A 23289-nucleotide genomic window follows, 5' to 3' on the forward strand; every position below is an offset into this window, starting at 1 on the left:
AGGATGCTTAGCGTTCAACATGTTTCAGGCGGGTATTCGAGTGAATCTGTACTGAAGGATATATCTTTTGAAGTTCAAACAGGGGAGTTATTCGGTATATTGGGACCTAATGGAAGTGGTAAGACGACCTTGTTAAAAATGATCAGCGGAATTTTACAGATTGCAAAAGGTGATATTTTCATAAAAGGTAAAAGGCTTCAGGAGTTTCATTCAAAACAGCTTGCTCAAATCGTAGCTGTTTTGTCTCAGCATTCTTCGCAATCCTTTTCCTATACCGTAAAAGAAACCGTTTCTCTCGGTCGTTATGCCCATCAAACAGGCTGGTTTCAGACCTGGGGTGAAAAGGATGAAATGATTGTACAGCGTGTCATGAAGCAGACAGGCATAGCTTCATTCCAAAATAAAAATATCCAAGAGTTATCCGGTGGAGAAAAACAAAGGGTATTTCTGGCGCAGGCACTTGCCCAAGAGCCCGAAATCCTCCTTTTAGATGAACCAACGAATCATTTAGATTTATCCTATCAAAAAGAATTGCTGGATTTATTAAAATGCTGGACGACAGAAACTGGTTTAACGGTCCTATCGATCTTTCATGATTTAAATCTTGCAGGCTTATATTGTGATCGCTTGCTTCTGCTTGAAAACGGCAGGATTAATATAAACCATATCCCGAATGAAGTACTTCGGGAAGAAAGAATACGAGAAGTTTATCATACTGAAATTAAGAAGCATCCCCATCCTAGAGTACCTGCACCGCAAATGGTGTTATTACCCGAAGAGAAGCAGGCTAAGAAAAAAATTCAAATCTATGAAGGGTTGTTACGTGTGAACAACGAGTTTATCGAATTAAAAGCCCCTTCCCCATTAAGGACAATGTCTTCAGGGGTTATAGGATCGGGAACAGGCTGGCATCAAACTTTTGTTAATCGACATGTTGGCAAGGACTATAACTGTAGTGATCATCGAAAGGAAATGGCAGACTTTTTAAAAGCAAAGGGCTTTGAACCTTCTGAAACAGTTGGAATGATGACCGCAGTCGTTCTTGAGGATGTTTCCTATAAGTACTTTGCAGAAACTGGATTTTCACTCTTTGTTGTTGTGACTGCAGGTGTTGGAAACGCCATAGATGCCTCCAAAAGTGAACAGCATACGTTTGATAAGGTGCCTGGCACCATCAATACCTGGATCTTCGTTAATGGTGAATTAACAGAGGAAGCATTTATTCAATGTATTATGACTGCCACAGAAGCAAAAGCGAAAGCTCTCCATGATTTAAAAGTTATCGATGCGGTGACAGGCACCGTTGCTACGGGTACTTCAACGGATAGTATTTTAATTGCTGCTACCCAGGCTGGAGAAATTTTGGAGTATGCTGGGACGATTACAGCTTTAGGAAAACTGATTGGAAAAGCGGTATATGAGTGTACTTCAGAAGCAATTCAAAAGTCTCAAAAAAGGAAAGTCATATGATCGTCTATCATTTAGCAGCTATAACGATTGCGTATTTCATTGATATGCTTATAGGTGATCCACCCCATTGGCCACATCCTGTCAGATGGATAGGATCGTTGATTTCAGTTTTTGAAAAACGTTTGAACAAAGGAAAAAATAAGAGATTAAAAGGGCTCGCAATGCTCCTTGTTATTTTATTGATTGTATTTTTAATTGTACTTTTATTAGTCGTGATAAGTTATCAAATTCATCCTATTGTTGGGATTGCCATTGAAAGTATCATTATAGCGACAACGATTGCCCGGAAAAGTTTAAAAGAAGCTTCGCTTGATGTCTACGGACCCTTAGAAAAAGGGGATTTAGCGGGTGCAAGAAAAAAACTATCATACATTGTTGGCAGAGATACAGATAGGCTAATTGAAGGTGAAATTGCACGAGGAGCAATTGAGACGGTTGCTGAAAATACAAGTGATGGCGTGACAGCACCTTTGTTTTGGGCACTTATTGGGGGTGCACCGCTAGCAATGGTCTATAGGGCAACGAATACCTGTGATTCGATGGTAGGTTATGTGAATGAAAGATATAAAGATTTCGGCTGGGCATCTGCAAAATGGGATGATGTTTTGAACTGGATTCCGAGCAGGTTAACGGGAATCATTATGATAATAGGAACAAAGCCTGTGAGAATAGAGTATCGAAAGGCATGGATGATATTGTTTCGAGATGCCATGAAGCATCCAAGCCCAAACAGCGGCTGGGGTGAAGCAGCTGTTGCCGCCATTCTGGGGATTCAGCTTGGTGGGATCAACTATTATAAAGGAATCGCTTCAAACCGAGCAACGATGGGAGATCCTATAAATCCCATTCAAGCAGGTCATATTTTATTGGCTAATCGTATTTTAGATAAAACTGTCTTTTTATTTTTATTATTTTTATGGATAGGAGGGATGATTGTTGAATTGGCCTTCACATGGATCAAATCCTCAGCACCTTTTTAAGTCGATGGGACTTTCGCTCCCAGAGATGTTTATTGATTTTAGTGCAAATATTAATCCATTAGGTCCGCCTACTGCTCTAAAAGAGAAATGGAATGATTTTTATCAGGAAATTACCGTGTATCCAGACCCATTTGCTGAAAATCTTAAGAATAGGATTGCAGAAAGCGAACAAACTTCTGTTAATTCTATCTTAATTGGAAATGGGGGAGCTGAGCTTATTACACTTGTTGCAAGGTTCCTCTCCGGAAAACGGGTAGTAGTTGTAGAGCCATCTTTTTCTGAATATGAAAAGGCATGTCGGGCTAACAAATGTGAGATACAGTACCATCAATTATTGGAGCCTAATTTTGAGTTAAGTATTGATGAGTTACTTCCAACCTTATCATCTGCTGATGCTTTATTTTTGTGTAATCCGAATAATCCAACTGGTATTCAATATCCAGTGTCAACAGTAATTTCAATAATACAGGAATGTGAAAAACAAAATTGCTTTGTAATTTTGGATGAAGCATTCTATGATTTTTTAAAAGATTATCAATCTTTTATCCCTTACATAAACAAGTTCTCAAATTTAATCATCATACGTTCGATGACAAAAATGTTTGCGATTCCAGGTCTTCGTTTAGGATATTTGGCTGCAGCCCCAGACATAATTGCAGCACTTAGACCATTGCAGCCCCATTGGAGTATCAATACGATTGCGTTATTGGCGGGTGAACTTTGTTTACAAAATAAAGAATTTATGAACGAGACGCAAGTCTATATTTCGGAAGAACGGGAACGGTTGTTTACATTCTTTAAGAAGAATAAATTTGTGATTACTTCTTCCCAAGTTAATTTTTATTTGTTACGAGATCCAAATCTCCAGGAACAGATTAGCTTTTTTGAATTTCTTTTACTCAAGGGGATTATTCCCCGCCATACGTTTAATTTTCCTGGTTTGGAAGGAAATTGGCTTCGCTTTGCTATAAAAAGTAAGGAAGAAAATAGTAAATTAATGGAGGTGTTGTTGGAATGGCGACAGCTTCATTAATCTTTATTACTGGCGGGGTAAGAAGCGGGAAAAGTAGCTTTGCTGAAAAAATAGCGTTAGAAAAAGCAATGGAAACTGGTGGTCAATTAAACTATTTGGCAACCGGCGTTGATTCCGACAAAGAAATGCGTGAACGAATTGCAAAACACCAAAGTGACCGAGAGGCTGGAACATTTCGATGGAGAACGATTGAAAAGTCACAAACTATTGGGGAGATTGAGGATTTTTTTAACGACGACGATATTATTCTTCTCGATTGCGTGACGACCCTTTTAAATAATGAACTGTTTTCAGCCAATCAAAAATGGGATCAGTCTTTTTTAGTACAAGTAATGGGAACTATTATGACAGGAATAAAGGAAATACGAGACAGGGCAAAAGTTTTAATTGTAGTCAGCAATGAAGTATTCCATGAGTCGATGGGTCAGAGTGACCTCGTTTTCACCTATGGACGAATTCTTGGGAAGATTCATCAGCAGCTGGTGAAGGCTGCTGATCAAGCCTTTTGGGTTGAAGCGGGAATACCATTCAAAATGAAGGGAGGTAGTATATGAAAGGAGTTATGATTCAAGGAACAGCATCCGATGTTGGTAAAAGCCTCATTGTGACAGCGCTTTGCCGGATGTTTGCCAATGATGGTATAAGAGTTGTACCTTTCAAATCTCAAAATATGTCCAATAACTCTTATGTTACAAAAGACGGAAAAGAAATTGGAAGGGCACAAGGGATTCAGGCGGAAGCCGCAAAAATTGAGGCAACTGTATGGATGAATCCAATTTTATTAAAACCCCGCTCGAATCAAGATTCTGAGATTGTATATTTAGGAAAGTCTTTGAAAACTCTTTCTGGAAGAGGGTATCGGGACACTTTTTATGAAAAGGGACTTGATGTAATTAAGAAGTCTTTAGAACAGTTATCAAGTGAATACGAACTAGTAGTAATAGAAGGGGCGGGAAGCCCGGTTGAAATCAATTTAAAGGATCGAGAACTTGTGAATATGAAGGTTGCCGAGCTGGCAGATGTTCCAGTTGTTCTTGTAGCGGATATTGATAGAGGCGGAGTTTTTGCAAGTATTATTGGAACTCTTGAGCTTTTGGAACCAGAAGAAAGACAAAGAGTAGCAGGGGTTATCATTAATAAATTCCGCGGGGATATCAGATTATTTGAAGATGGTATTCACTGGTTGGAAAAGAAAACTGATATTCCAGTTTTAGGTGTTCTGCCATATGTAGAGAATCATATGATTGATGGAGAAGATTCATTGTCATTAAACAATCAATTTTCAAGCAGACAAAAGGGCAATCTGGATATTGCTGTAATACAGCTCCCATTTATCTCGAACTATAGTGATTTGGAACCTTTTTTATATGAAGAAGATGTATCAATCCGATGGGTGAAACAAGCTTCTGAATTTGGTAATCCTGATGCAGTTATTATTCCTGGTACAAAAAGTACAATGAATGATTTGAAGGCAATAACAGATACAAAGTTAGACTTTTTGATCCAAAACCATATTGAGAATGGCGGTTATGTTGTAGGTATTTGTGGCGGATATCAAATTCTTGGTGAAGAAATTATCGATGAAGCTGGTTCAGATACAGGGATAGTGAACAATAGTGTGAAAGGATTGGGATGTATTCCGGGGAGAACGATCTTTTATGAAGAAAAAGAGACTGTGAGAACTGCAGGAGTATACCACGAAAATACAGGTTTGACCGCAAATGGGAAGCTAGAAGGGTATGAAATTCATTTAGGAAAAACAGTTTTACATCAGCAAGGATGTTCCTTTTTATCGCTTGAGAACGGAAAAGAAGAAGGTTATTTTGGCAGGAATGGTCAAATCATTGGGACGTATCTTCATCACCTTTTTCATAATGATCAATGGAGAAATCATTGGTTAAACATGATTCGGAATAGCAAAGGCTTGAACCGTAAAGAACCCATTTATATAAGCAATTACAAAGATAAAAGATATGATGAGATTGCCAGCCAAATGAAAGAACATCTAAATTTTGAGCTGCTAAATGACATCATCAATAATTGGTGTTCGAAATGAGAAAACTTCTAAAGGGTTTCTTAATCGATCTGCAATTTTTTTCTGCAATTCCAGTTCATTTGGAATTACCGATGGATAAACCACATCTAAAAAGCGCAGTCCAAGCATTCCCTTTACTAGGACTGCTTCAAGGTGGCATTTATGCTTCGCTATTTTATGTATTGCTAGAATATACGCCTTTTTCCAATCTTGCTGTAGCATTCTTGCTTTGGCTAATGACGATTCTTTTAACAGGCGGAATCCACTTGGATGGCTGGATGGATGCAAGTGATGGCTATTTTTCATACAAAGATCAGCAAAAAAGACTCGAGATTATGAACGACCCTAGAACAGGCGCATTTGGTGTAATCTCAGTTATTGTTTTGTTAAGTTGCCGTTTACTTTTTATGTATGAGATAACAGTAAATGTACATGTCATTTCATACGTGATGATTTCAGCAATCCCTCTATTGAGTAAAAGTGTTATGGGTATGCTGTTATTAACAGTAAAGTCTTCTAAAAAGGAAGGACTCGGGGCGCTGTTCCAAAGTTCCGCAACAACGATGGATTTATGGACGTATCCAGCGTATATCATCGGATTTCTTGCTCTTGTGTCTTTATTTGATAGTGGAATTTTATATGTATCGATATTAATTGTGACAGCCTTTGTTATTTTGCTTTTTTGCCGTCGTAGTGCTGTAAAATGGTTCGGTGGTATTACGGGAGATGTTTTAGGGGCTTCAGTAGAAGGGACTGAGTTATTTCTATGGATGACACTGTGGTTGTTGCATTATTTCGCCATGGCCTAACAGAGGAGAATAAACGAAAAGCATATTTAGGCTGGAATGATTCCCCTCTTTGTCCTGACTCCACGAAGATGAGTACAAGCAGCAGGTACGATCTTCATTTTGCTAGTGATTTGCCAAGGTGCGTTACGACTACAAATATACTTTTTCCAAATAAAGAATTGAATCTTTTAACGCATTTACGAGAAATGAATTTCGGTAGATGGGAAGGAAAAACCTATGAAGAATTAAAAGATGTCCCTCTTTATCTGCGTTGGCTCTCGGATCCTATTTCTTATTGTCCTCCAGAAGGAGAGTCATTTGTAGAATTCACAAAAAGGGTTGAAATGGGTTGGGATATGATTATTGAAGAAATTCTCTCTCAAAACATTCAACGATGTGCGATTATCACTCATGGCGGGATCATTAGATATTTATTATCTCAATTTGCACCTCAACCTAGTGATTTTTGGTCGTGGCAGGTACCACATCATCAAGGATTTGAGCTTGTTTTTGAAAGAGAAGCATTAAGGAGGCGTGATCGTTGCACTTTATTACAGGCGGTGCCTTTAATGGCAAAAGAGCATGGGTAAAGGAGACTTATGGTGTAACCGGTAGTTGGTTTTCTTCCTATCTGGACACACCTTTGACAGAAGACTTTAACCATGTAAATAGTGATTTACTTGTAATAGAAGGAATTGAAATTTGGTTGAAAGAGTTAGCGAAAAACTTTGACTCTAACAGATGTCGTGAAATCTGGAATCACACCATAAACAATTGGTATATTTGGGAAAAAGCAAAGTCACAGCGAAATTTAGTGGTGATTGGGACGGACATAACAAAAGGAATTGTCCCGATAGAGAAAGAAAATAGATTATGGCGGGATGTCACAGGATGGGCTTATCAAGATCTTGCTGCAAGAGCAGATAAAGTAGATATCATATGGTATGGATTAAATCAAACTATCAAGCAAACGGGGGATGGGAAGCAATGAAACTTTATACAAGAACTGGTGACAAGGGAAAAACAAGCATTATCGGCGGAAGGGTCGATAAGGATGATGTTCGAGTTGAAGCTTATGGAACAGTGGATGAAGTAAATTGTTTTGTCGGGCAGGTTATGACAGAACTTGATGAGTTAATCTTTAAGGATGTATTAGCAGACCTTGAAAAAATTCAGCATGAATTATTCGATTGCGGAGGGGATCTAGCCAATATTTCTGATAAGATTGAGTTTAAACTGCAGAAGGAATCGATTGATTACTTAGAAAAGAAAATCGATGAATATATTCAAGAAACTCCGGAGTTGGAAAGGTTTATTCTGCCAGGCGGTACCAAGCCATCTGCTTCGATTCATATTGCCAGAACGGTGACAAGAAGAGCAGAGAGATTAGTAGTATCATTAATGAAGACAGACGAGAAAACGCCTGAATTAGCATTAAAATATTTAAATCGTCTTTCCGACTACTTCTTTGCGGTGGCTAGAGTGGTAAATTATCGACTCCATGTAAAAGACGTAGAATATGTTCGAAGTGCAAAGGTATTCAGGGATGGTAAACGTAAAGATGAAAAGTAGAATGTTAAGTTTACTTGCATTGTTTTCAGCATTATCAGCTGTTGGCGCTGCCATTAAGATTCCTGCAATCGTAGGCAGCGTGGCTTTTGATGTTTTTCCCGCATTAATTGCAGCTGCTTTGTTAGGCAGTGGTGCGGGAGCAATAGTCGGTGCCTTAGGGCATTTGTTATCTGCCTTAATCGTAGGTTTTCCATTAGGACCGATGCATGTTCTAATCGCAATCGAAATGGCAGCTCTCGTTTTTATTTTTGCTGTTTTATATAAAAGAAATAAAAAAATATCAGCTAGTATTCTTTTCATCCTTGCGAATTCATTTGCTGCACCATTGCCATTTATTTTTTTAATGAATAAGGCTTTTTATGTCGCTATAGTTCCATCTTTATTAATAGGTTCTATTATCAATACAGTCATCGCTTTAGTGGCTATCCCAAGGCTAAAAGCTTTGGTCAAACAAGATTTGATTAAAAAAGATGTGAAATTATGAGGGATATCATTACAATCCCTTTAAATAGTGAAGAGTCTCTTATTATCGCAAGTGATAATAGCGGTGGTATTGGAAAGAAAGCACAGGATCATGTACAGGTTTCATACGAAACGGTAGCTTATTATTCATTTAGAGTAGCAGCAATGGAATGTATCGCAGCAGGTGGAGTGCTGGTTTCAGTAGTTCTTCATAATTTTTGTGGAGATAGTAACTGGAGTGAACTGATAAATGGAATTCAAAAAGGATTGGCAGAATTAAACTTAGAGGATGTACCGATCACAGGTAGCACAGAGAGTAATTTCCATTTACAACAATCTGCTGTTGGATTAGTCGTTCTTGGTAAAAAGGTTATGGATAAAAAAACGGAGAAGATTTATTCAAATGACCTTAAATTTGCCGTAATCGGTATGCCGTTAGTTGGAAACGAAGTGATTGACCTAGCACACCAGGTTGTACCTTTATCGATTTTTCAAGAAATCTCTAAACTTGAAGATATAATGGTTTGGCCGGTTGGCTCAAAAGGAATCTTGACTGAGTTTAATCAGATGTTTCCTACTAAAGAATTTACGAAGGAAATGCTGGGGACGAAGCTGGACGTATTAAAATCTTCAGGACCTGCAACCTGCTTTATTATTGCCTTTGAACATGATCAAGAAGAGGCTTTAAAAAGATTGGCAGCTGGCCATTTCCATTCTGTTACTGTTAAATAAAATAGCACGCCATTGCGGCGTGCTACTCTTTTAATCCTTGCAGTTTTTGGATGATCGAATCAATGCCTTTTCCAATTGAAATCATGGCATCGTCAATGCCTTTTTTCCAAACTGGGGCTTGCTCTTGAATTTTTTCACCAAGCTTTTGCGCGTTTTCATTTAATTCCACTTTGATTTGCTCAGCCTGCTTTTTAATATCTTCTCTTGTTTGTTGTTTACCTGCTAATTGGTCATTGATCGAGACGACATCAAAACGTTCATTTGGTAAATGCGGGATTGAAGCCTTCATGATTTCCTTGAAAATCGGAACCACATTTCCAGAACTGTTGTTTGGCAGATAATGCTGTCGATCTGTTTGGTCATAGCCTATCCAAATAGATGCAACCAAGTTAGGAGTATAACCAACCATCCATTGATCCTTCGTTCCGTTTATATCATTAAATGGCAGCTGGGTTGAACCTGTTTTTCCTGCTATCTGAACATCAGGAATATGAGCGTTTTTACCAGTACCAGATTCGACTACATTTAGGAGCATTGCTGTCATATTATCTGCAGTCTCTTTTGATGTTACTTTGGTAGTTTCCGGTTCACGTTCAGCAATTATATTTCCAGTAGGACCAACAATTTTTGTGATGAGATGGCTGTCATGTCGTTTACCGCCATTCGGAAATACAGTGAATGCATTTGCTAATTGCTCCGGAGATACTCCTTTACTCATTCCTCCGAGGGCAATAGCCAGATTTTTATCTTCCTTTTCAATGGGTAGTCCAAAGGTTTTGAGCTTGTCTAAACCCTTCTCAAGACCAATCTCATTTAAGAGCCAAACTGCTGGGATATTTAACGATTCCTCCAAAGCTTTATACATCTGAACCTTACCCTGATAGGTTTTTGAGAAATTTTCAGGTTTGTACTCTCCAAAAGAAGTAGGCTCATCGACGAGTTCAGAGTTGAATGTGTAGCCTTCCTCAAGGGCTGGTGTATAAACCGCTAGCGGCTTAATTGTTGAACCTGGCTGAGCTCTTAATTGGGTGGCGCGGTTAAATCCTCTAAATACATGCTCACCACGACCGCCGACAAGAGCAAGTACACCTCCCGAAGCCGGATCCATTAGAACAGAACCGCTTTGAACAATACTTTCACCAGTTCCTTTCGGGAAAAGGGATTTATTATTGATTACCTTTTCAAGTCCTGTTTGCAGGTTTTGGTCTAATTCGGTATAAATTCGATAACCTCTCGTTAATATCTCTTCCTGTGTTAATCCATATTTAGAAATCGCTTCATTTAATACAGCATCAACATAATAAGGATATTTACGCTCCACCAAACTTCCGCTGCCGCTATTGATCTTAATCTTTTCATTTTTTGCCACATTGTACTGTTCCTTGGTAATCATACCAAGTTCGTTCATCTTGCCTAAAACGAGATCTCTTCGTTTCATTGCCACGTCATAGTTTTTTGTTGGGTCAAGGTAATTGGGAGATTGTAATAACCCTGCGAGTAGGGCTGCCTCACTGATAGTTACTTCATTAATGTTTTTATTAAAATATCTTTTTGACGCATTACTGATTCCCCATGCACCACTGCCAAAATAAACTTGATTCAAGTACATTTGTAAGATTTCATCTTTTTTATAAACTTTCTCAATCTTCACCGCTAAAAATAACTCTTCAGCTTTCCGTTTATAGGTTTGTTCTGGGGAAAGCAAGGCGTTTTTCGCTAATTGCTGTGTTAGCGTACTGCCGCCGCCAGTAATCTCACCTGCAAATAAATTGTTGAAAAAAGCTCTAGTGATGCCCTTTAGATCAAATCCGTTATGTTCATAAAAGCGTTCATCTTCAATGGCAACAACTGCACCAGGAACATATTTTGGGAGCTCCTCAATCTTAACCCCCACAGTCCGATTGGTGGCAACATTTGTAGCGACACTACCATTACGATCATAAATGACGGTCGGTTGGCTAAGACCTTCCTTTAATGTCTGGACATTTGCTCTTGTTGCAAGCCAGCCGAAATATACAATGGTTACGAGCACGACAATTAAAATGACTAATAATAATAACTGTGTTATGTGCTTCTTTTTCCAGAAACGGACAATCATTTCCCAATATGGGCGTAATTTTTCCATTGTGTCTCCTTTCCTTCAAAAGGTTTTTTGCTTTATTCATTATAAATTTTTTAGCAAAAAAACACCAATAATAGCCTTTTATGTAGAATATCAAAAAAATTAAAATTATTTTAACAAGAGTGAATGTACTAAGAGCAATGAGAAGAGAAGATTAATTTTTGATCCTGTGATATTTGCGGACAACCATTTTCAGTCCAAGCATATGTTAGTAGAAAGAACGTCTAAACAAAAGGAAGGGGATGTGAGAATGATCAACTGGAAGGTCCGCTTTAAGAACCGAAGCTGGGTAATGGCGTTTGTTGCTCAGTTAATGATTGTCGCTCAAATGCTCTTAGGAGGATTAAATGCATTAGGAATTACCGATTTTCAACTTTCAGATGCGATTCAGCAATCGATTTTAAACTTTATTAATTCCGTATTTATTTTACTTTCATTGATGGGAATCATACAGGATCCAACCACTAAAGGTATGAGTGACAGTGAACGTGCAAAAACATATAACGAACCTCATTAATAATATAGATTGAATAAACGCTTAGCTGCCCCAAAGTGGGTAAGTTCGGGCGTTTATTTTTTATGTAGAAAATTGTAAAAATAAAGAGATTGAAATTTCTGAATTGTCGAAGCGGTAGGGGGTATAATGGAGATGAGAACAATGGTCAGATAAGAAAAAGTAATATTTGAGAAAGGGGTTCTTGATATGTGGAACTGGATTGCGATGGTAGCAAGTATATACATACTTTTTATTATCCTTGAGGAGTCTGTTTATTTACTTTGGAATCGTTATGTTTACGGTCCGAAAGAGAGAAAAGCAAGACTTTGGAAAAGAATCATATTGGGAATTGCCTTTTTAATTCGATTACACCTAAGAGAAATTAGACAAAAGCATACACATAGAATAAGTTCAGATAAACAATCTGCATAAAAAAGGTTCCTCTACAATCCGTAAAGGAACTTTTTTTTATGCGGTTACTGTTGATTTACCGATGGCGGGTGAAGAAATTTGTTCCACCGGTAAAGTAATGTTAACCGTGGTTCCAATTCCAATTTCACTGTCAAACATGATATTCCCTTTGTGGGATTGAACAATTTTATAGCTGACCGTTAAACCTAGGCCTGTCCCTTTTTCCTTCGATGAATAGAAGGGTTCACCGACCTTTTGTAAAAGTTCCTTTGAAATACCACAGCCTTGATCTTTTACTGTAATGGCTAATCGATTATCTTCCAAGAGACCAATACTAATCGATATTTTACTATCATTTTTTGATGCTTCAATTGAATTTTTGATTAGATTAATAAATAATTGCTTCAACTGGTTTGGCTCACATTCAATGATGATATCCTCTTTTGGAAAATTAGATTCAATTTGAACATTGTAAAGAGTTGCTTCGACAGCTAATAATGAAATGACATCATTTAATATTTTTTGAATCGCTAATTTTGAATATTTTAAATGCTGTGGTTTGGCTAATAGTAAAAGCTCTCCAACAATGTGATTGATTCGATTCAATTCATCTAGCATAATTTGATAATAATCTTGGTGTTTATCATCTTCCATTTGTAATAATTGAACAAAACCTTTTAATGAGGTTAAGGGATTTCTAATCTCATGGGCAACACTGGCAGATAACTCGCCGACCACAGATAATTTTTCGGATCTGTTCAAACGTTCTTCTGTTTGCCTTAGTGTCGTAATATCACGCCCAATAATGACTAAACCTTCTCTGCTTCCATCCTCATGGAACAATGGAACTTTAATCGTATCAAAAATTTTCGATGTTCCATCAGACCGTGACACGATCTCTTCACACCGTGTGATAGTACCTTTTTCCCAAGTTTCCTCATCAGAAAATTCACAGTATTTCAGCGATTCAGAATAGAACTCACTGTATTCTGCTAATTCTGAGTCTTTTTTTCCAAAATAATCGACATTCTCAAGTTGAAATAATTTCAGTCCAAAGTCATTGGCTTGAATCCATCGACCTTCGCCATCTTTAAAGTTTACAAAATCCACCATTGAATTGATAAGGGTAGATAAACGTTTTTCTTGTTCTTTTGTAGTATATAGTTCTTCTTTTTTAAGGATGAAAAAATAAAAGATTCCACCCGTTACAAGGATATAGAAAATTTCTTTCCCTCGTTCAAAATAATTAACAAGGGATGAAGGAATATAATGTGTCAGCAGATAATTACTTGCGTATAGCCAAATTAAGCTGCTTATCAGGTAAAGGAATACTAATTTCGTCTTCTTCATTTATTTAGTCCTATCCTCTCTTGGAAGGAAAGTTCCCTAGATTTTCAAAAAAAATATTGTTGCATAACTTATAGTACTAAAGATTGAAGGAATTTGGAATATCTGAAAACTGGAAATCTACATAATTACAATAAAAAGGTTATAAATTGGTAACAACGCTGTTAACTTGGAAAAGCGATTCGGTTGTGGCAGGTATAAAATGTTATCCATCTTATTTTCAATGAGCAATTACTTATTATCATCGAAGAATTGCTGAGGTGCCTGACGCGGCGTATTATTGGTATTATTTAGCTGATGAACATGTAAAAGCCGGTCTTCCAAAAAACGAGAGAATATTATAAATTTTAATAAAAAAACTTGTTTTATCTGAAAGTTCAGAATAAAATTAAACTAACATACCAACCGGTAAGTATGTTTCCGGTATTGCTTGCATTATATTATTTAGCAGCTAATATGAGTAAATTCTAATGAAAAGAATGGAGTGAAAGGTATGCATTTACGTTTAACTGATGAACAAAAAATGGTGCAAAAAACAATTAGAAGATTTGTAGAAAAAGAATTGATCCCTCTTGAAAATGATGTTTTGAGAAATGAAAGGGAAGGGAAACCAAGTCTTTCTCCTGGTAAACTGAAGGAACTCCAATTAAAAGCGAAGGAAGCAGGATTCTGGGGCATTAATACGCCTGAAGAGTATGGTGGAGCAGATTTAGGACAAATGATGATGGCCATTGTATTAATGGAGGTTTCTAAAACGTTTGTGCCATTTTCCTTTGGCGGCTCTGCTGATAATATCCTTTACTACGGTAACGAGGAGCAAAAGAAAAAATACTTATTACCAACCATTAATGGCGTGAAGAAATCTTGCTTTGCGATGACTGAGCCTGGTGCAGGTTCTGATACTAGGAATATTAAAATGTCGGCTGTCAAGGATGGCAGTGAATGGGTGTTAAATGGAGAAAAAACGTTTATCACCGGTGGGAATGAAGCGGATTTTGTAATGGCGATAGCGATTACAGATAAAGACCTGCACCAATCAACACAGGGGCGCGAAGGTGTTACATGCTTTATTGTTGACAGGGATATGGGCTGGAAATCTGAGTATATACATACCATGGGAGAATGGGGACCAGCAGGTCTAGTATTTGAAAATGTTCTAGTGTCAGAATCGAATATTCTGGGTGAATTACACAAGGGTTACAATCTTGGGTTGGAATGGATTGGATTTGCAAGATGGGTGGTGGGTGCCAGAGCCGTTGGAGCAGCTGAGCGATTATTGCAAATGGCAATTGATTATTCAAAGGAACGGATAACCTTTGGAAAACCAATTGCCGAAAGACAAGCAATTCAGTGGCAAATTGCTGACTCAGCAGTTGAAATTGAAGCAGCTAAATGGCTGGTATTAAACGCTGCCTTTACGCTTGATAACGGAGAAGATAATCGCCACCTTGCTTCAATGGCAAAACTTTATGGCGCTAATATGGGTAATAATGTGGTCGACCGTGTTCTGCAAATTCACGGCGGAATGGGCTATACAAGAGAACTGCCAATCGAGCGCTGGTACCGTGAAGCAAGACTCTGGAGAATTTATGATGGCACAGATGAAATTCAGCGAATGATCATCGCACGTAATCTAATTAAAGGACATGTTAAAGTTGGTCAATACGTATAATGACAATTGTAAGCGTTGTCTATTGAATACTAGTTTTCAAGAATATGAAATTGATTTGTTCGGGAGGAATAGGAATGACAGGGAGATTTTCAGGAAGAGTGGCATTTGTTACAGGCGGCAGCCGTGGAATTGGAAAAGGGATTGTCGAACTGTTTGCAGAAGAAGGCGCGAAAGTAGCTTTTATTGATTTAAATGAAGAAGCATTAGCGGTGACAACAAATGAACTAAAAGAAAAAGGCTATGATGTTTTTTCGAAGGTTGCGAATGTAGTAGACGCTGAGCAGGTAGAAGGCGCCTTTAAAGAGGCATATGAAGCATTTGGCTCGATTGATATTCTAGTTAATAATGCAGGTGTGATCCGCGATAACTTATTATTTAAAATGACAGACTCAGATTGGCAGACCGTCATGGATGTTCACTTAAAAGGATCTTTTAATGCTGCCCGTGCAGCACAAAAATACATGGTCGAAAACAAATACGGTCGTATCATTAACATTTCATCTACATCAGCTCTCGGCAACCGAGGCCAAGTCAATTATGCTGCTGCAAAAGCAGGATTACAAGGCTTTACAAAGACACTTGCTATTGAGCTTGGAAGATATGGGATTACTGCAAACTCTGTTGCACCTGGGTTTATTGAAACCGAAATGACAAAGGATACAGCTGCTAGGATTGGTATTCCATTTGAGCAATTAGTTCAGGCAAGTGTAGCCAATATTCCGGTTGGAAGAAGCGGAAAGCCTGCAGATATTGCCAATGCCGTTGCCTTCTTTGCGGATGAAAAATCTTCTTTTGTAAATGGTCAGGTTATTTATGTAGCTGGCGGGCCAAAAAATTAATCGAAAAAGTGAGGCGGAAATATAGTGTTCAGAGATCAAGTTGGTAAACGTTCCACTAAAGTGAAAAACGTTGTGGAAAGAGGAGCCGTAAAGAAATTCGCGGAAGCAATCGGAGACCCTCACCCTATTTATTTTGAAGAAGAAACAGGAAGAAATTCACGATATCAAAACAATATTGCTCCGCCAACATTCCCGAGGACGTTTGATTATGGAGTAATTGAGGGATTAAATCTGCCCAATAAAGGTTTAATCCACGGGGAGCAAACCTTTCATTACGAGCGCCCATTAGTGGTTGGTGAGGAACTTCTTTGTTACTCCGAAGTGAAGAAGTACTTTGAGAAAAAAGGTAATTTTGGCGAAATGGGTTTTCTTATTCTAGCAAGCTTTGGTGAAGATTTAGCAGGTAACACGATTTTTAGTTCAACATCGACGGTAGTTATTTCTGAAGCAGTGAGGAAGGTGCTAACAAAATGAGCACTCTTGCGCAGTTAAATGTAGGTGATTCAGTTAAAGAAATTCAGTTAGAGCCGGTCTCACGAATCGATTTAATTAAATATGCAGGTGCCTCTGGAGATTTTAATCCGATTCATACCATTGATGAGGAAGCGAAAAAAGCGGGATTACCAGGGATTATTGCACACGGTATGTGGACAATGGGCAATCTTGCAAAGCTATTTACGCCCTATTTTGAAGAAGGATTTGTAAAGAATTATTCAATTCGTTTTAAAGGAATGGTCTTTTTAAATGATGTGATTACCCTTAAAGCGACCTTAAAGGAAGCAGTAGACAATAAGCTTCGCTTTCAGGTTCAGGCTGTTAACCAGAATGGAAATGAAGTTTTAAAAGGTGAAGTGTTGTTTAACCAATACTAAATATTACCAACCCGGTCAAAAGACAGACTTATTCTTGAGGCTGGGTTTATTACTATCTTTTTTGAAAAATAGGAGGGCAGCCTTTGCGATTCATTCACAAATTCATGCAGCAAGACCTGATGTAATTGCAGGTGCACATGCCTATCTATTTACTGGAAGTCATGGTCATCTCTCGGACGTCCAGAAAAACATTATCGCGTCGCAATAGTATATTGAATATAGCGGTTCATAGTGACTTAGAGATAGAATTTGAAAGGGTTTGGGGAACTATAGGGGGTTCATAGTGACTCAAGGATAGAATATAAAAGGGTTTGGGTAACTATGGGAGGTACATTGTGCCGCAAAAGGAAAATTACAAAGTGGACCGGTCATTATAAGTAATTTGGAGTGACCAAAGAGCATTCATAAAAAGCGTTTGGGTCATTCCAGGAGGTCTGGAGTGACCGAAGAGCATTCATAAAAAGCGTTTGGGTCATTCCAGGAGGTCTAGAGTGACCGAAGAGCATTCATAAAAAGTATTTGGGTAAATGCAGGTAGCCTAGAGTGAACAAAGAGCATTCATAAAAAGCATTTGGGTCACTCCAATTGTTTGGAGCAACCTAGATAAGGGGGGAATGAGTGTGAATGATAGTAACATACCAGCTAGTTAGTATGTAAATAATTCAATTAGATAGATTATTAATGATTATGGGGGAAACGACAATGCATGTTAAGGAATTATTTGATTTAACAGGAAAAGTCGCGATTGTTACAGGCGGTGGAAGAGGTCTGGGTCAGCAAATCGCGGAAGGTTTTGCTGAAGCAGGTGCCAGCGTAGTGGTGTGCTCAAGGAAACTTGAGGCATGTCAGGAAGTAAGTGAAGGGTTAAAGAAAATAGGTGTGGATAGCCTTGCAATAAAATGCGATGTAACCAATCCAGAGGATGTAAAGAATGTTGTAGACCTTACGTTAGAAAGGTTTGGAAGAATTGACATCCTTGTTAATAATAGTGGTGCTACTTGGGGGGCACTGACGGAAGAAATGCCGCTCGAAGCTTGGAAAAAAGTAATCGACGTAAATGTAACAGGAACATTCCTTATGTCACAGACTGTAGGAAGAGTTATGATCGAGCAGAAATCAGGAAAAATCATAAACATTGCCTCTGTTGCAGGTCTTAAGGGCAGTAATCCTAAATATATGAATACGATTGGCTACAATACCTCAAAAGGAGCAGTCATTACCTTTACAAAGGATTTAGCTGTTAAATGGGGTCAACACGGAATCTATGTAAATGCGATAGCCCCAGGTTTTTTTCCTACAAAAATGACAAAAGGATTGCTAGAGAAAGGCAGCGAAGGAATTCTAGAAGGTACGCCATTGCGTAAGTTTGGTACAGATACCGACTTAAAAGGAGTTGCTCTTTTCCTAGCGGCACCTGCCTCTGATTTTATCACAGGGGACATTGTTGTCGTGGATGGCGGCGCACACGTAATGTAGAGTGATAACTTGATAAAAGTGGTGAAGATAAATGAAAAGGAAAGTAAATGTGAATGGCGGTGCGATTGCACATGGTCATCCACTTGGAGCGAAAGGTGCCATCTTGGCAACCAAAGCTGTTTATGATCTTAAACGGACAAATGCAAGATATGCGCTCATTACGGCTTGTATTTGCGGCGGACAGGGTATTGCGACCATTATTGAACGAGAGTATTCCAGCTATGAAGCAGAAAATAATGGATGCTAGTATCCATCTTTTTGACGAGAATGGTTTTAAATCCACTTCTATTAAAGATATCGTTGATTATATTGGAGTAACGAAGGGTACCTTTTACTATTACTTTACCAGTAAGGAGGAATTGTTAAAGGATATTCATTTAGATTATATCGAGGATTTAATAAACAAACAGGAAGAAATCCTAGTAGATTCAAGTATCAACTGTACAAATAAACTGTTTGAAATTGTCTATATGCTTATTAAAAATATTAGAACGAATAGACGAAGTGCTCGAATATTTATTAGGGAAATAAGACATTTATCTGAGGTAAACGGTGAAGAGATCCGGGATAAACGAAATAGATTCCGAGAAAATATTCAACTTCTGCTAGAGACTGGCATAAAAAATGGCGAATTGAAAGCTGGTTGCCGTGCCGATATTTTAACCTTTGGAATACTAGGAATGACCAATTGGGGTTATTACTGGTTTAATCCGAACGGAGAAGTTTCAGCGAAAAAACTGGCAGAGATTTATGTGGATTTGATATTAAACGGAATAAATAAGAGTAAATATACAATAGGCTAAATTCTCCGGGATTTTTTTATAAAAATGTTGACAGCGTTTACAATAACTGCAGTTATGAATAAAGGAGTGAAGAATATTGCTTACTCTTCACTATGAACACCATATCTATTAAAGGACCCTCTTGTGGTTAGTAGAACCCAAGGGGGGATTCTTGTGTGAATGTATTTCCATTTTTTTGAAAAGCTTCCTTTGAAAGGAGAGGGTGTTGTGAGGCTAAGTAATTTGCTTGAAATAAACATCAGACAGTTTGGCGAGTATCCTTTTTTATATTTTAAAGAAAAGCAATATACAAACATTGAATGTAAGCTGTTTGCGGACCAATTCGCAAGCGGGCTCCGTATGCATGGTATTAATGAGGGTGATAAAGTCATCGTTTGTCTGCCAAACTGTCCAGAAGTTATTTTTGCTTATCAAGGCATAACCAGATTAGGCGCTATTATCGTTCCTGTTATGTTCACGCTCCATCCCAAAGAACTGCATTATATTGCTTTGAATTCTGGGGCAAAAGCAGTGATAACATCCTCACTTATTCTAGGAAATGTAGAGAAAGCCCTTGAGGGAGTAACTTTTAAACCATTAGTCGTGGTAGTTGATGAGCCCTCAAGTGAGCATAGTCTTAATTTTTATGATGTAAAGGCTAATCATTATACTCCAGTTCAAACAATCATCGGAAAGGAGGATGATACAGCTGTTATTCTCTACACATCTGGTACAACTGGAAATCCAAAAGGTGTTCTGTTGACCCATAAAAATTTAACGAGTAACGCTGAAAATTCGGCCAAACATAATGAACTAGAACGAGGGACCACACTTGGAGTTCTTCCTCTTGCGCATGTCTATGGGCTGACCATCTCAAATATTTGCTTTTTAATGGGCAGCTCGATTGTTATTTTTTCTAGCTTTGACACTAAAGCGATATTTAAAGCAATTGAGAAATATGAAGTGAAGACTTTTTCGGCAGTCCCAGCAATGATTCATGCATTAGTTTCGTACCCTTATGCGGATCAATATAACACCTCAAGCCTCGAATCTGTTGGTTCAGGTTCGGCACCACTTCCTGTCGCCTTGCATCATGCTTTTGAAAAAAAGTTTGGTGCTAAGGTGTTTGAAGGCTACGGTTTATCAGAGGCAGCTCCTATTGTAACAGCACATAAGAATGGGATTGAAATTAAACCAGGCTCAGTTGGGATTCCAATTCCAGGAGTGGAGGTGAAAATCGTCAACGACAATGGAGTCGAAGTGGATTGTGGAGAAGTTGGTGAACTTTGTGTCCGCGGTGAAAATGTGACACCAGGCTATTATCAAAATGTTGAAGAATCAAGGCGGGTTCTGATCGATTCCTGGTTACATACAGGTGATATGGCACGAATGGATGATGAAGGTTATCTCTATGTCGTCGATAGGAAAAAGGACCTGATCATTCGTGGTGGATTTAATGTCTATCCACGAGATGTAGAAGAGATTCTAAATGCTCATGATAATGTTTCGGAAGCGGCGGTGGTAGGTGTCCCTGATGAAAAGATGGGAGAAGAAATGGTAGCATGTGTCGTTCTGAAACCGGAAGCAGTTGTAAGTGAACATGAATTAATTCGTTATTGTCAGGAGCATTTAGCCAAAAACAAAACCCCAATGAGAATTGTTTTTCTTGAAACTCTTCCAAGGAACGGTGTCGGAAAAATTTTAAAGACACACCTGCGCAAAACAATGGCTGAAATAGAGATTAAGTAATTAGGAGGTTAAATATGACAGAGAGAAAAATGTTAACGACGAGTAAAAGAGGATTATTGGAGGATTCCTTCCCGTATCGTTTATACCAAAAGGCAAAACGTCTTGGTACCTGGAATCCAGCTGACATCGATTTTAGTCAGGATGCAAGAGACTGGAGAATGCTAAATACAGATCAGCAGGAAGATATTCTTCGGTTGATTTCTCAGTTTCAAGCAGGAGAGGAAGCCGTGACACTAGATTTGCTCCCCCTGATCATGGCAATTGCAAAAGAAGGACGTCTTGAAGAAGAGATGTTCTTAACCACCTTTTTATATGAGGAAGCAAAGCATACGGAATTTTTCCGGCTTGCATTAAATGCGATTGGTGAAAGAGGGGACTTATCCCATTTCCATACAGAAACCTACAAAAAAATCTTCTATGAAATTCTCCCAACTACGATGGCACGTCTTGTGACGGACCAATCTCCAGAAGCAATTGCAGAAGCATCCGTTGTTTATAACATGTTTGTTGAAGGAGTCTTAGCAGAAACCGGGTATTTTTCATTTTATCAAGCACTAGAAACAGCAAATATAATGCCAGGACTATTAGAAGGCATAGGGAATCTGAAAAAGGATGAGTCTAGGCATATTGGCTATGGCACCTTTCTGCTTCAAAGATTGATTTGTGAGTATCCTCATCTCTTTGATTTTGTAGCTGCGAAAATGACAGAATTAACCCCATTATCCTTAAGGTTAAATGAGGAGGGTATTGCAGGAAGGGAGGTAAGTGCATTCGGCGGTGATCCAGCATTGGTGATGAATTTCACGGTAAAACAGCTGTCAGTACGGATGGAAATCTTAGCGCGAGCAAGAGGCAAAAAAATCGAAGAGATTTATAGATTCTCAGAAAGTGAACTTGGTGTTTTATAAAAAGGAGGAACTAAAATGGCAGTAAAAGTTGAAGTTCAAAGTTTCCCGCTGTTTATTAATGGAAAGTGGGAACCTGCAAGCAATCAAGAAACCTTTGATGTATATAACCCAGCAACAGGCGAACTTGTTGCGAAAGTGGCAAAAGGTACTGCCGAAGATGTTGATCGTGCCGTACAGGCAGCAAGGGACGCGTTTGATAACACCGATTGGAAAAATATGAATCCGAAAGACCGCGCCAAAGTCCTCTATGCAATTTCCTATCAAATTGCTGAGCATGCTGAGGAGTTAGCGTACTTAGAAGCGATTAGCTCTGGCGGTACAGTACGGAGAATTGGCAACAGTGATATTTTGCAAATGGTTGATTTATTTCAAAATCTAGCAAATTTTACGCTAGAATACCCTTTTTCCGAAACCTTGCCAGTACCACCATTTCCAGGACCTGCACATAATTTTATCTGGCGGGAACCATTTGGGGTATGTGCTGCAATAACACCTTGGAATTTACCGATGGTCATTGCGACATGGAAAATAGCCCCTGCGTTAGCAATGGGAAATACAGTGGTGATCAAACCTGCTAGCTATACACCGTTATCAACCTTAAAACTGGCCGAATTGATTTCAAATGTCGTTCCACCTGGAGTCATTAACGTCGTAACAGGTCATGGGGCTGAAATTGGAGAAGCGTTAGTTCGCCATCCAAAGGTTGACAAGGTAGCCTTCACTGGATCAACCGAGGTAGGCAGAAGAATCATGGGATTGGCTTCAGAAACAATTAAAAATACAACCTTAGAGCTTGGCGGGAAGTCACCTAACATTCTTTTAGAGGACGCGGATCTTAGCATCGCCCTGCCAGGCAGTCTGTTTGGAGTTTTCTTACATTCTGGGCAGCTATGTGAGAGCGGCACACGCTTGTTTGTACCAGATTCCTTATACGATCAAGTCGTTGCAGGACTTGTATCCCTAACTAGCAACTTGAAGCTTGGAAATCCACTAGATCCGATGACAGATGTCGGTCCTGTCATTTCTAAAAAACAAAAAGAAACTATTCTTTCATATATTGAGGCAGGTAAACAAGAAGGAGCTACCCTTGTTTGTGGTGGAAAAGATGTCAAGGTGGCAGGGTGTGAAGATGGATATTTTGTAGAGCCAACCATTTTCACCAATGTGACCAACGATATGAAAATTGCACAGGAAGAAATTTTTGGACCTGTGTTATGTGTGATTCGCTATTCTGAGTTAGACGAAGCCATTAAAATGGCTAATGATACGATCTATGGATTGGCAGCTGGTGTTTGGACACGTGATGTTAATAAAGCGTATGAGGTTGCCAGAAAACTACAAGCTGGTGTCGTTTGGATTAATGACTGGCATATGCTTAGAAGCGATGCACCATTTGGCGGTTATAAGCAAAGTGGAATTGGCAGAGAAATGGGGCAGCAATCACTAGACGCATATACACAATCAAAGCATGTTCACACGTCCATGTCTCCGGAACTTGAAAGACGCAACTGGTATGGAATTCTGTTTGGCCAAAACTAATGAA

Annotated in this window: 25 protein-coding genes and 1 pseudogene; 24 read left to right on the plus strand and 2 right to left on the minus strand. The window is 38.7% G+C overall.

Going from position 1 to position 23289, the window contains the following annotated elements; genetic code table 11:
• Positions 1-3 precede the first annotated feature (3 nt).
• The 11 genes from TR08_RS03130 to TR08_RS03180 are packed head-to-tail and all read left to right on the plus strand — an operon-like array spanning position 4 to position 9072.
• Positions 4-1470 (plus strand): adenosylcobinamide amidohydrolase, encoded by a 1467-nt coding sequence (locus TR08_RS03130; RefSeq protein WP_045515684.1) that lies wholly within the window; start codon positions 4-6, stop codon positions 1468-1470.
• Positions 1467-2450: an adenosylcobinamide-phosphate synthase CbiB gene (gene cbiB / locus TR08_RS03135; protein WP_045515686.1), complete on the plus strand. Its 984-nt coding sequence runs from the start codon at positions 1467-1469 to the stop codon at positions 2448-2450. Before TR08_RS03130 ends, cbiB begins: the two co-directional genes overlap by 4 nt.
• Positions 2407-3483, plus strand: coding sequence for a threonine-phosphate decarboxylase CobD (gene cobD / locus TR08_RS03140; RefSeq protein WP_045515687.1), 1077 nt, complete (start codon positions 2407-2409; stop codon positions 3481-3483). The genes cbiB and cobD overlap by 44 nt, the downstream gene beginning before the upstream one ends.
• Positions 3465-4037: a bifunctional adenosylcobinamide kinase/adenosylcobinamide-phosphate guanylyltransferase gene (locus TR08_RS03145; RefSeq protein WP_045515688.1), complete on the plus strand. Its 573-nt coding sequence runs from the start codon at positions 3465-3467 to the stop codon at positions 4035-4037. Before cobD ends, TR08_RS03145 begins: the two co-directional genes overlap by 19 nt.
• Positions 4034-5539 (plus strand): cobyric acid synthase, encoded by a 1506-nt coding sequence (locus tag TR08_RS03150; protein ID WP_045515689.1) that lies wholly within the window; start codon positions 4034-4036, stop codon positions 5537-5539. Before TR08_RS03145 ends, TR08_RS03150 begins: the two co-directional genes overlap by 4 nt.
• Positions 5536-6327 carry an adenosylcobinamide-GDP ribazoletransferase gene (gene cobS, locus TR08_RS03155; protein ID WP_045515691.1) on the plus strand — a complete coding sequence of 264 codons (792 nt, stop codon included), beginning with the start codon at positions 5536-5538 and terminating at the stop codon, positions 6325-6327. Before TR08_RS03150 ends, cobS begins: the two co-directional genes overlap by 4 nt.
• The gene (locus TR08_RS03160) at positions 6297-6896 is read left to right on the plus strand and encodes a histidine phosphatase family protein (protein ID WP_238579064.1); all 600 of its coding nucleotides are present in this window, start codon (positions 6297-6299) and stop codon (positions 6894-6896) included. The genes cobS and TR08_RS03160 overlap by 31 nt, the downstream gene beginning before the upstream one ends.
• Entirely contained in the window at positions 6848-7297 is a 450-nt protein-coding gene (locus TR08_RS03165; RefSeq protein WP_045515693.1) for a bifunctional adenosylcobinamide kinase/adenosylcobinamide-phosphate guanylyltransferase, read from the plus strand. The genes TR08_RS03160 and TR08_RS03165 overlap by 49 nt, the downstream gene beginning before the upstream one ends.
• Positions 7294-7878: a cob(I)yrinic acid a,c-diamide adenosyltransferase gene (locus TR08_RS03170; RefSeq protein ID WP_045515694.1), complete on the plus strand. Its 585-nt coding sequence runs from the start codon at positions 7294-7296 to the stop codon at positions 7876-7878. Before TR08_RS03165 ends, TR08_RS03170 begins: the two co-directional genes overlap by 4 nt.
• Positions 7868-8362: an ECF transporter S component gene (locus TR08_RS03175; RefSeq protein ID WP_045515696.1), complete on the plus strand. Its 495-nt coding sequence runs from the start codon at positions 7868-7870 to the stop codon at positions 8360-8362. The genes TR08_RS03170 and TR08_RS03175 overlap by 11 nt, the downstream gene beginning before the upstream one ends.
• Positions 8359-9072, plus strand: coding sequence for a hypothetical protein (locus TR08_RS03180; protein WP_045515698.1), 714 nt, complete (start codon positions 8359-8361; stop codon positions 9070-9072). Before TR08_RS03175 ends, TR08_RS03180 begins: the two co-directional genes overlap by 4 nt.
• A 22-nt stretch (positions 9073-9094) precedes the next feature.
• Here the strand turns inward: TR08_RS03180 and TR08_RS03185 are convergent, their stop codons facing one another.
• Positions 9095-11197, minus strand: a complete 2103-nt coding sequence (locus TR08_RS03185; protein WP_045515700.1) for a PBP1A family penicillin-binding protein — start codon at positions 11195-11197, stop codon at positions 9095-9097.
• Between the two features lie 247 nt (positions 11198-11444).
• Between TR08_RS03185 and TR08_RS03190 the strand changes: the two genes are divergently transcribed.
• Both TR08_RS03190 and TR08_RS03195 read left to right on the plus strand, forming a co-directional pair.
• A complete protein-coding gene (locus TR08_RS03190; RefSeq protein ID WP_045515701.1) occupies positions 11445-11711 on the plus strand; it encodes a phage holin in 267 nt (88 codons plus the stop codon).
• Positions 11712-11897: 186 nt separating this feature from the next.
• Complete coding sequence (locus tag TR08_RS03195) at positions 11898-12122, plus strand: hypothetical protein (protein WP_045515702.1); 225 nt, start codon at positions 11898-11900, stop codon at positions 12120-12122.
• Positions 12123-12158: 36 nt separating this feature from the next.
• Here TR08_RS03195 and TR08_RS03200 read toward each other — a convergent pair whose 3' ends face one another.
• Positions 12159-13451 carry an ATP-binding protein gene (locus TR08_RS03200; protein WP_045515703.1) on the minus strand — a complete coding sequence of 431 codons (1293 nt, stop codon included), beginning with the start codon at positions 13449-13451 and terminating at the stop codon, positions 12159-12161.
• A 490-nt stretch (positions 13452-13941) separates the two neighbouring features.
• On the opposite strand from TR08_RS03200, the gene TR08_RS03205 reads away from it, so the two are divergent.
• From TR08_RS03205 to TR08_RS03250, 11 genes and pseudogenes are all read left to right on the plus strand, one after another.
• Positions 13942-15120 (plus strand): acyl-CoA dehydrogenase family protein, encoded by a 1179-nt coding sequence (locus tag TR08_RS03205; protein WP_045515705.1) that lies wholly within the window; start codon positions 13942-13944, stop codon positions 15118-15120.
• 74 nt (positions 15121-15194) lie between these two features.
• Positions 15195-15959, plus strand: a complete 765-nt coding sequence (gene fabG, locus TR08_RS03210; protein WP_045515706.1) for a 3-oxoacyl-ACP reductase FabG — start codon at positions 15195-15197, stop codon at positions 15957-15959.
• Between the two features lie 24 nt (positions 15960-15983).
• A complete protein-coding gene (locus tag TR08_RS03215) occupies positions 15984-16433 on the plus strand; it encodes a MaoC family dehydratase N-terminal domain-containing protein (RefSeq protein ID WP_045515708.1) in 450 nt (149 codons plus the stop codon).
• Positions 16430-16831 carry a MaoC/PaaZ C-terminal domain-containing protein gene (locus TR08_RS03220; RefSeq protein ID WP_045515710.1) on the plus strand — a complete coding sequence of 134 codons (402 nt, stop codon included), beginning with the start codon at positions 16430-16432 and terminating at the stop codon, positions 16829-16831. The genes TR08_RS03215 and TR08_RS03220 overlap by 4 nt, the downstream gene beginning before the upstream one ends.
• A gap of 61 nt (positions 16832-16892) precedes the next feature.
• Entirely contained in the window at positions 16893-17039 is a 147-nt protein-coding gene (locus TR08_RS31745; RefSeq protein WP_202964959.1) for a hypothetical protein, read from the plus strand.
• A 494-nt stretch (positions 17040-17533) separates the two neighbouring features.
• Positions 17534-18307, plus strand: coding sequence for an SDR family oxidoreductase (locus TR08_RS03225; RefSeq protein WP_045515711.1), 774 nt, complete (start codon positions 17534-17536; stop codon positions 18305-18307).
• Positions 18308-18347: 40 nt separating this feature from the next.
• Positions 18348-18554, plus strand: a pseudogene (locus TR08_RS03230) (hypothetical protein); the annotation flags it as partial.
• Positions 18529-19110 (plus strand): TetR/AcrR family transcriptional regulator, encoded by a 582-nt coding sequence (locus TR08_RS03235; protein ID WP_045515713.1) that lies wholly within the window; start codon positions 18529-18531, stop codon positions 19108-19110. The pseudogene TR08_RS03230 and the gene TR08_RS03235, both read left to right, overlap by 26 nt.
• Before the next feature lie 207 nt (positions 19111-19317).
• The gene (locus TR08_RS03240; protein ID WP_045515877.1) at positions 19318-20838 is read left to right on the plus strand and encodes a long-chain-fatty-acid--CoA ligase; all 1521 of its coding nucleotides are present in this window, start codon (positions 19318-19320) and stop codon (positions 20836-20838) included.
• Positions 20839-20852: 14 nt separating this feature from the next.
• Positions 20853-21746, plus strand: coding sequence for a R2-like ligand-binding oxidase (locus TR08_RS03245; protein ID WP_045515714.1), 894 nt, complete (start codon positions 20853-20855; stop codon positions 21744-21746).
• 15 nt (positions 21747-21761) lie between these two features.
• On the plus strand, positions 21762-23285 hold the full coding sequence (locus TR08_RS03250; protein WP_045515715.1) for an aldehyde dehydrogenase family protein: 1524 nt from the start codon (positions 21762-21764) through the stop codon (positions 23283-23285).
• Positions 23286-23289 lie beyond the last annotated feature (4 nt).

The sequence above is a fragment of the Neobacillus niacini genome (assembly GCF_000759675.1).
GTDB lineage: Bacteria > Bacillota > Bacilli > Bacillales > Cytobacillaceae > Neobacillus > Neobacillus niacini_A.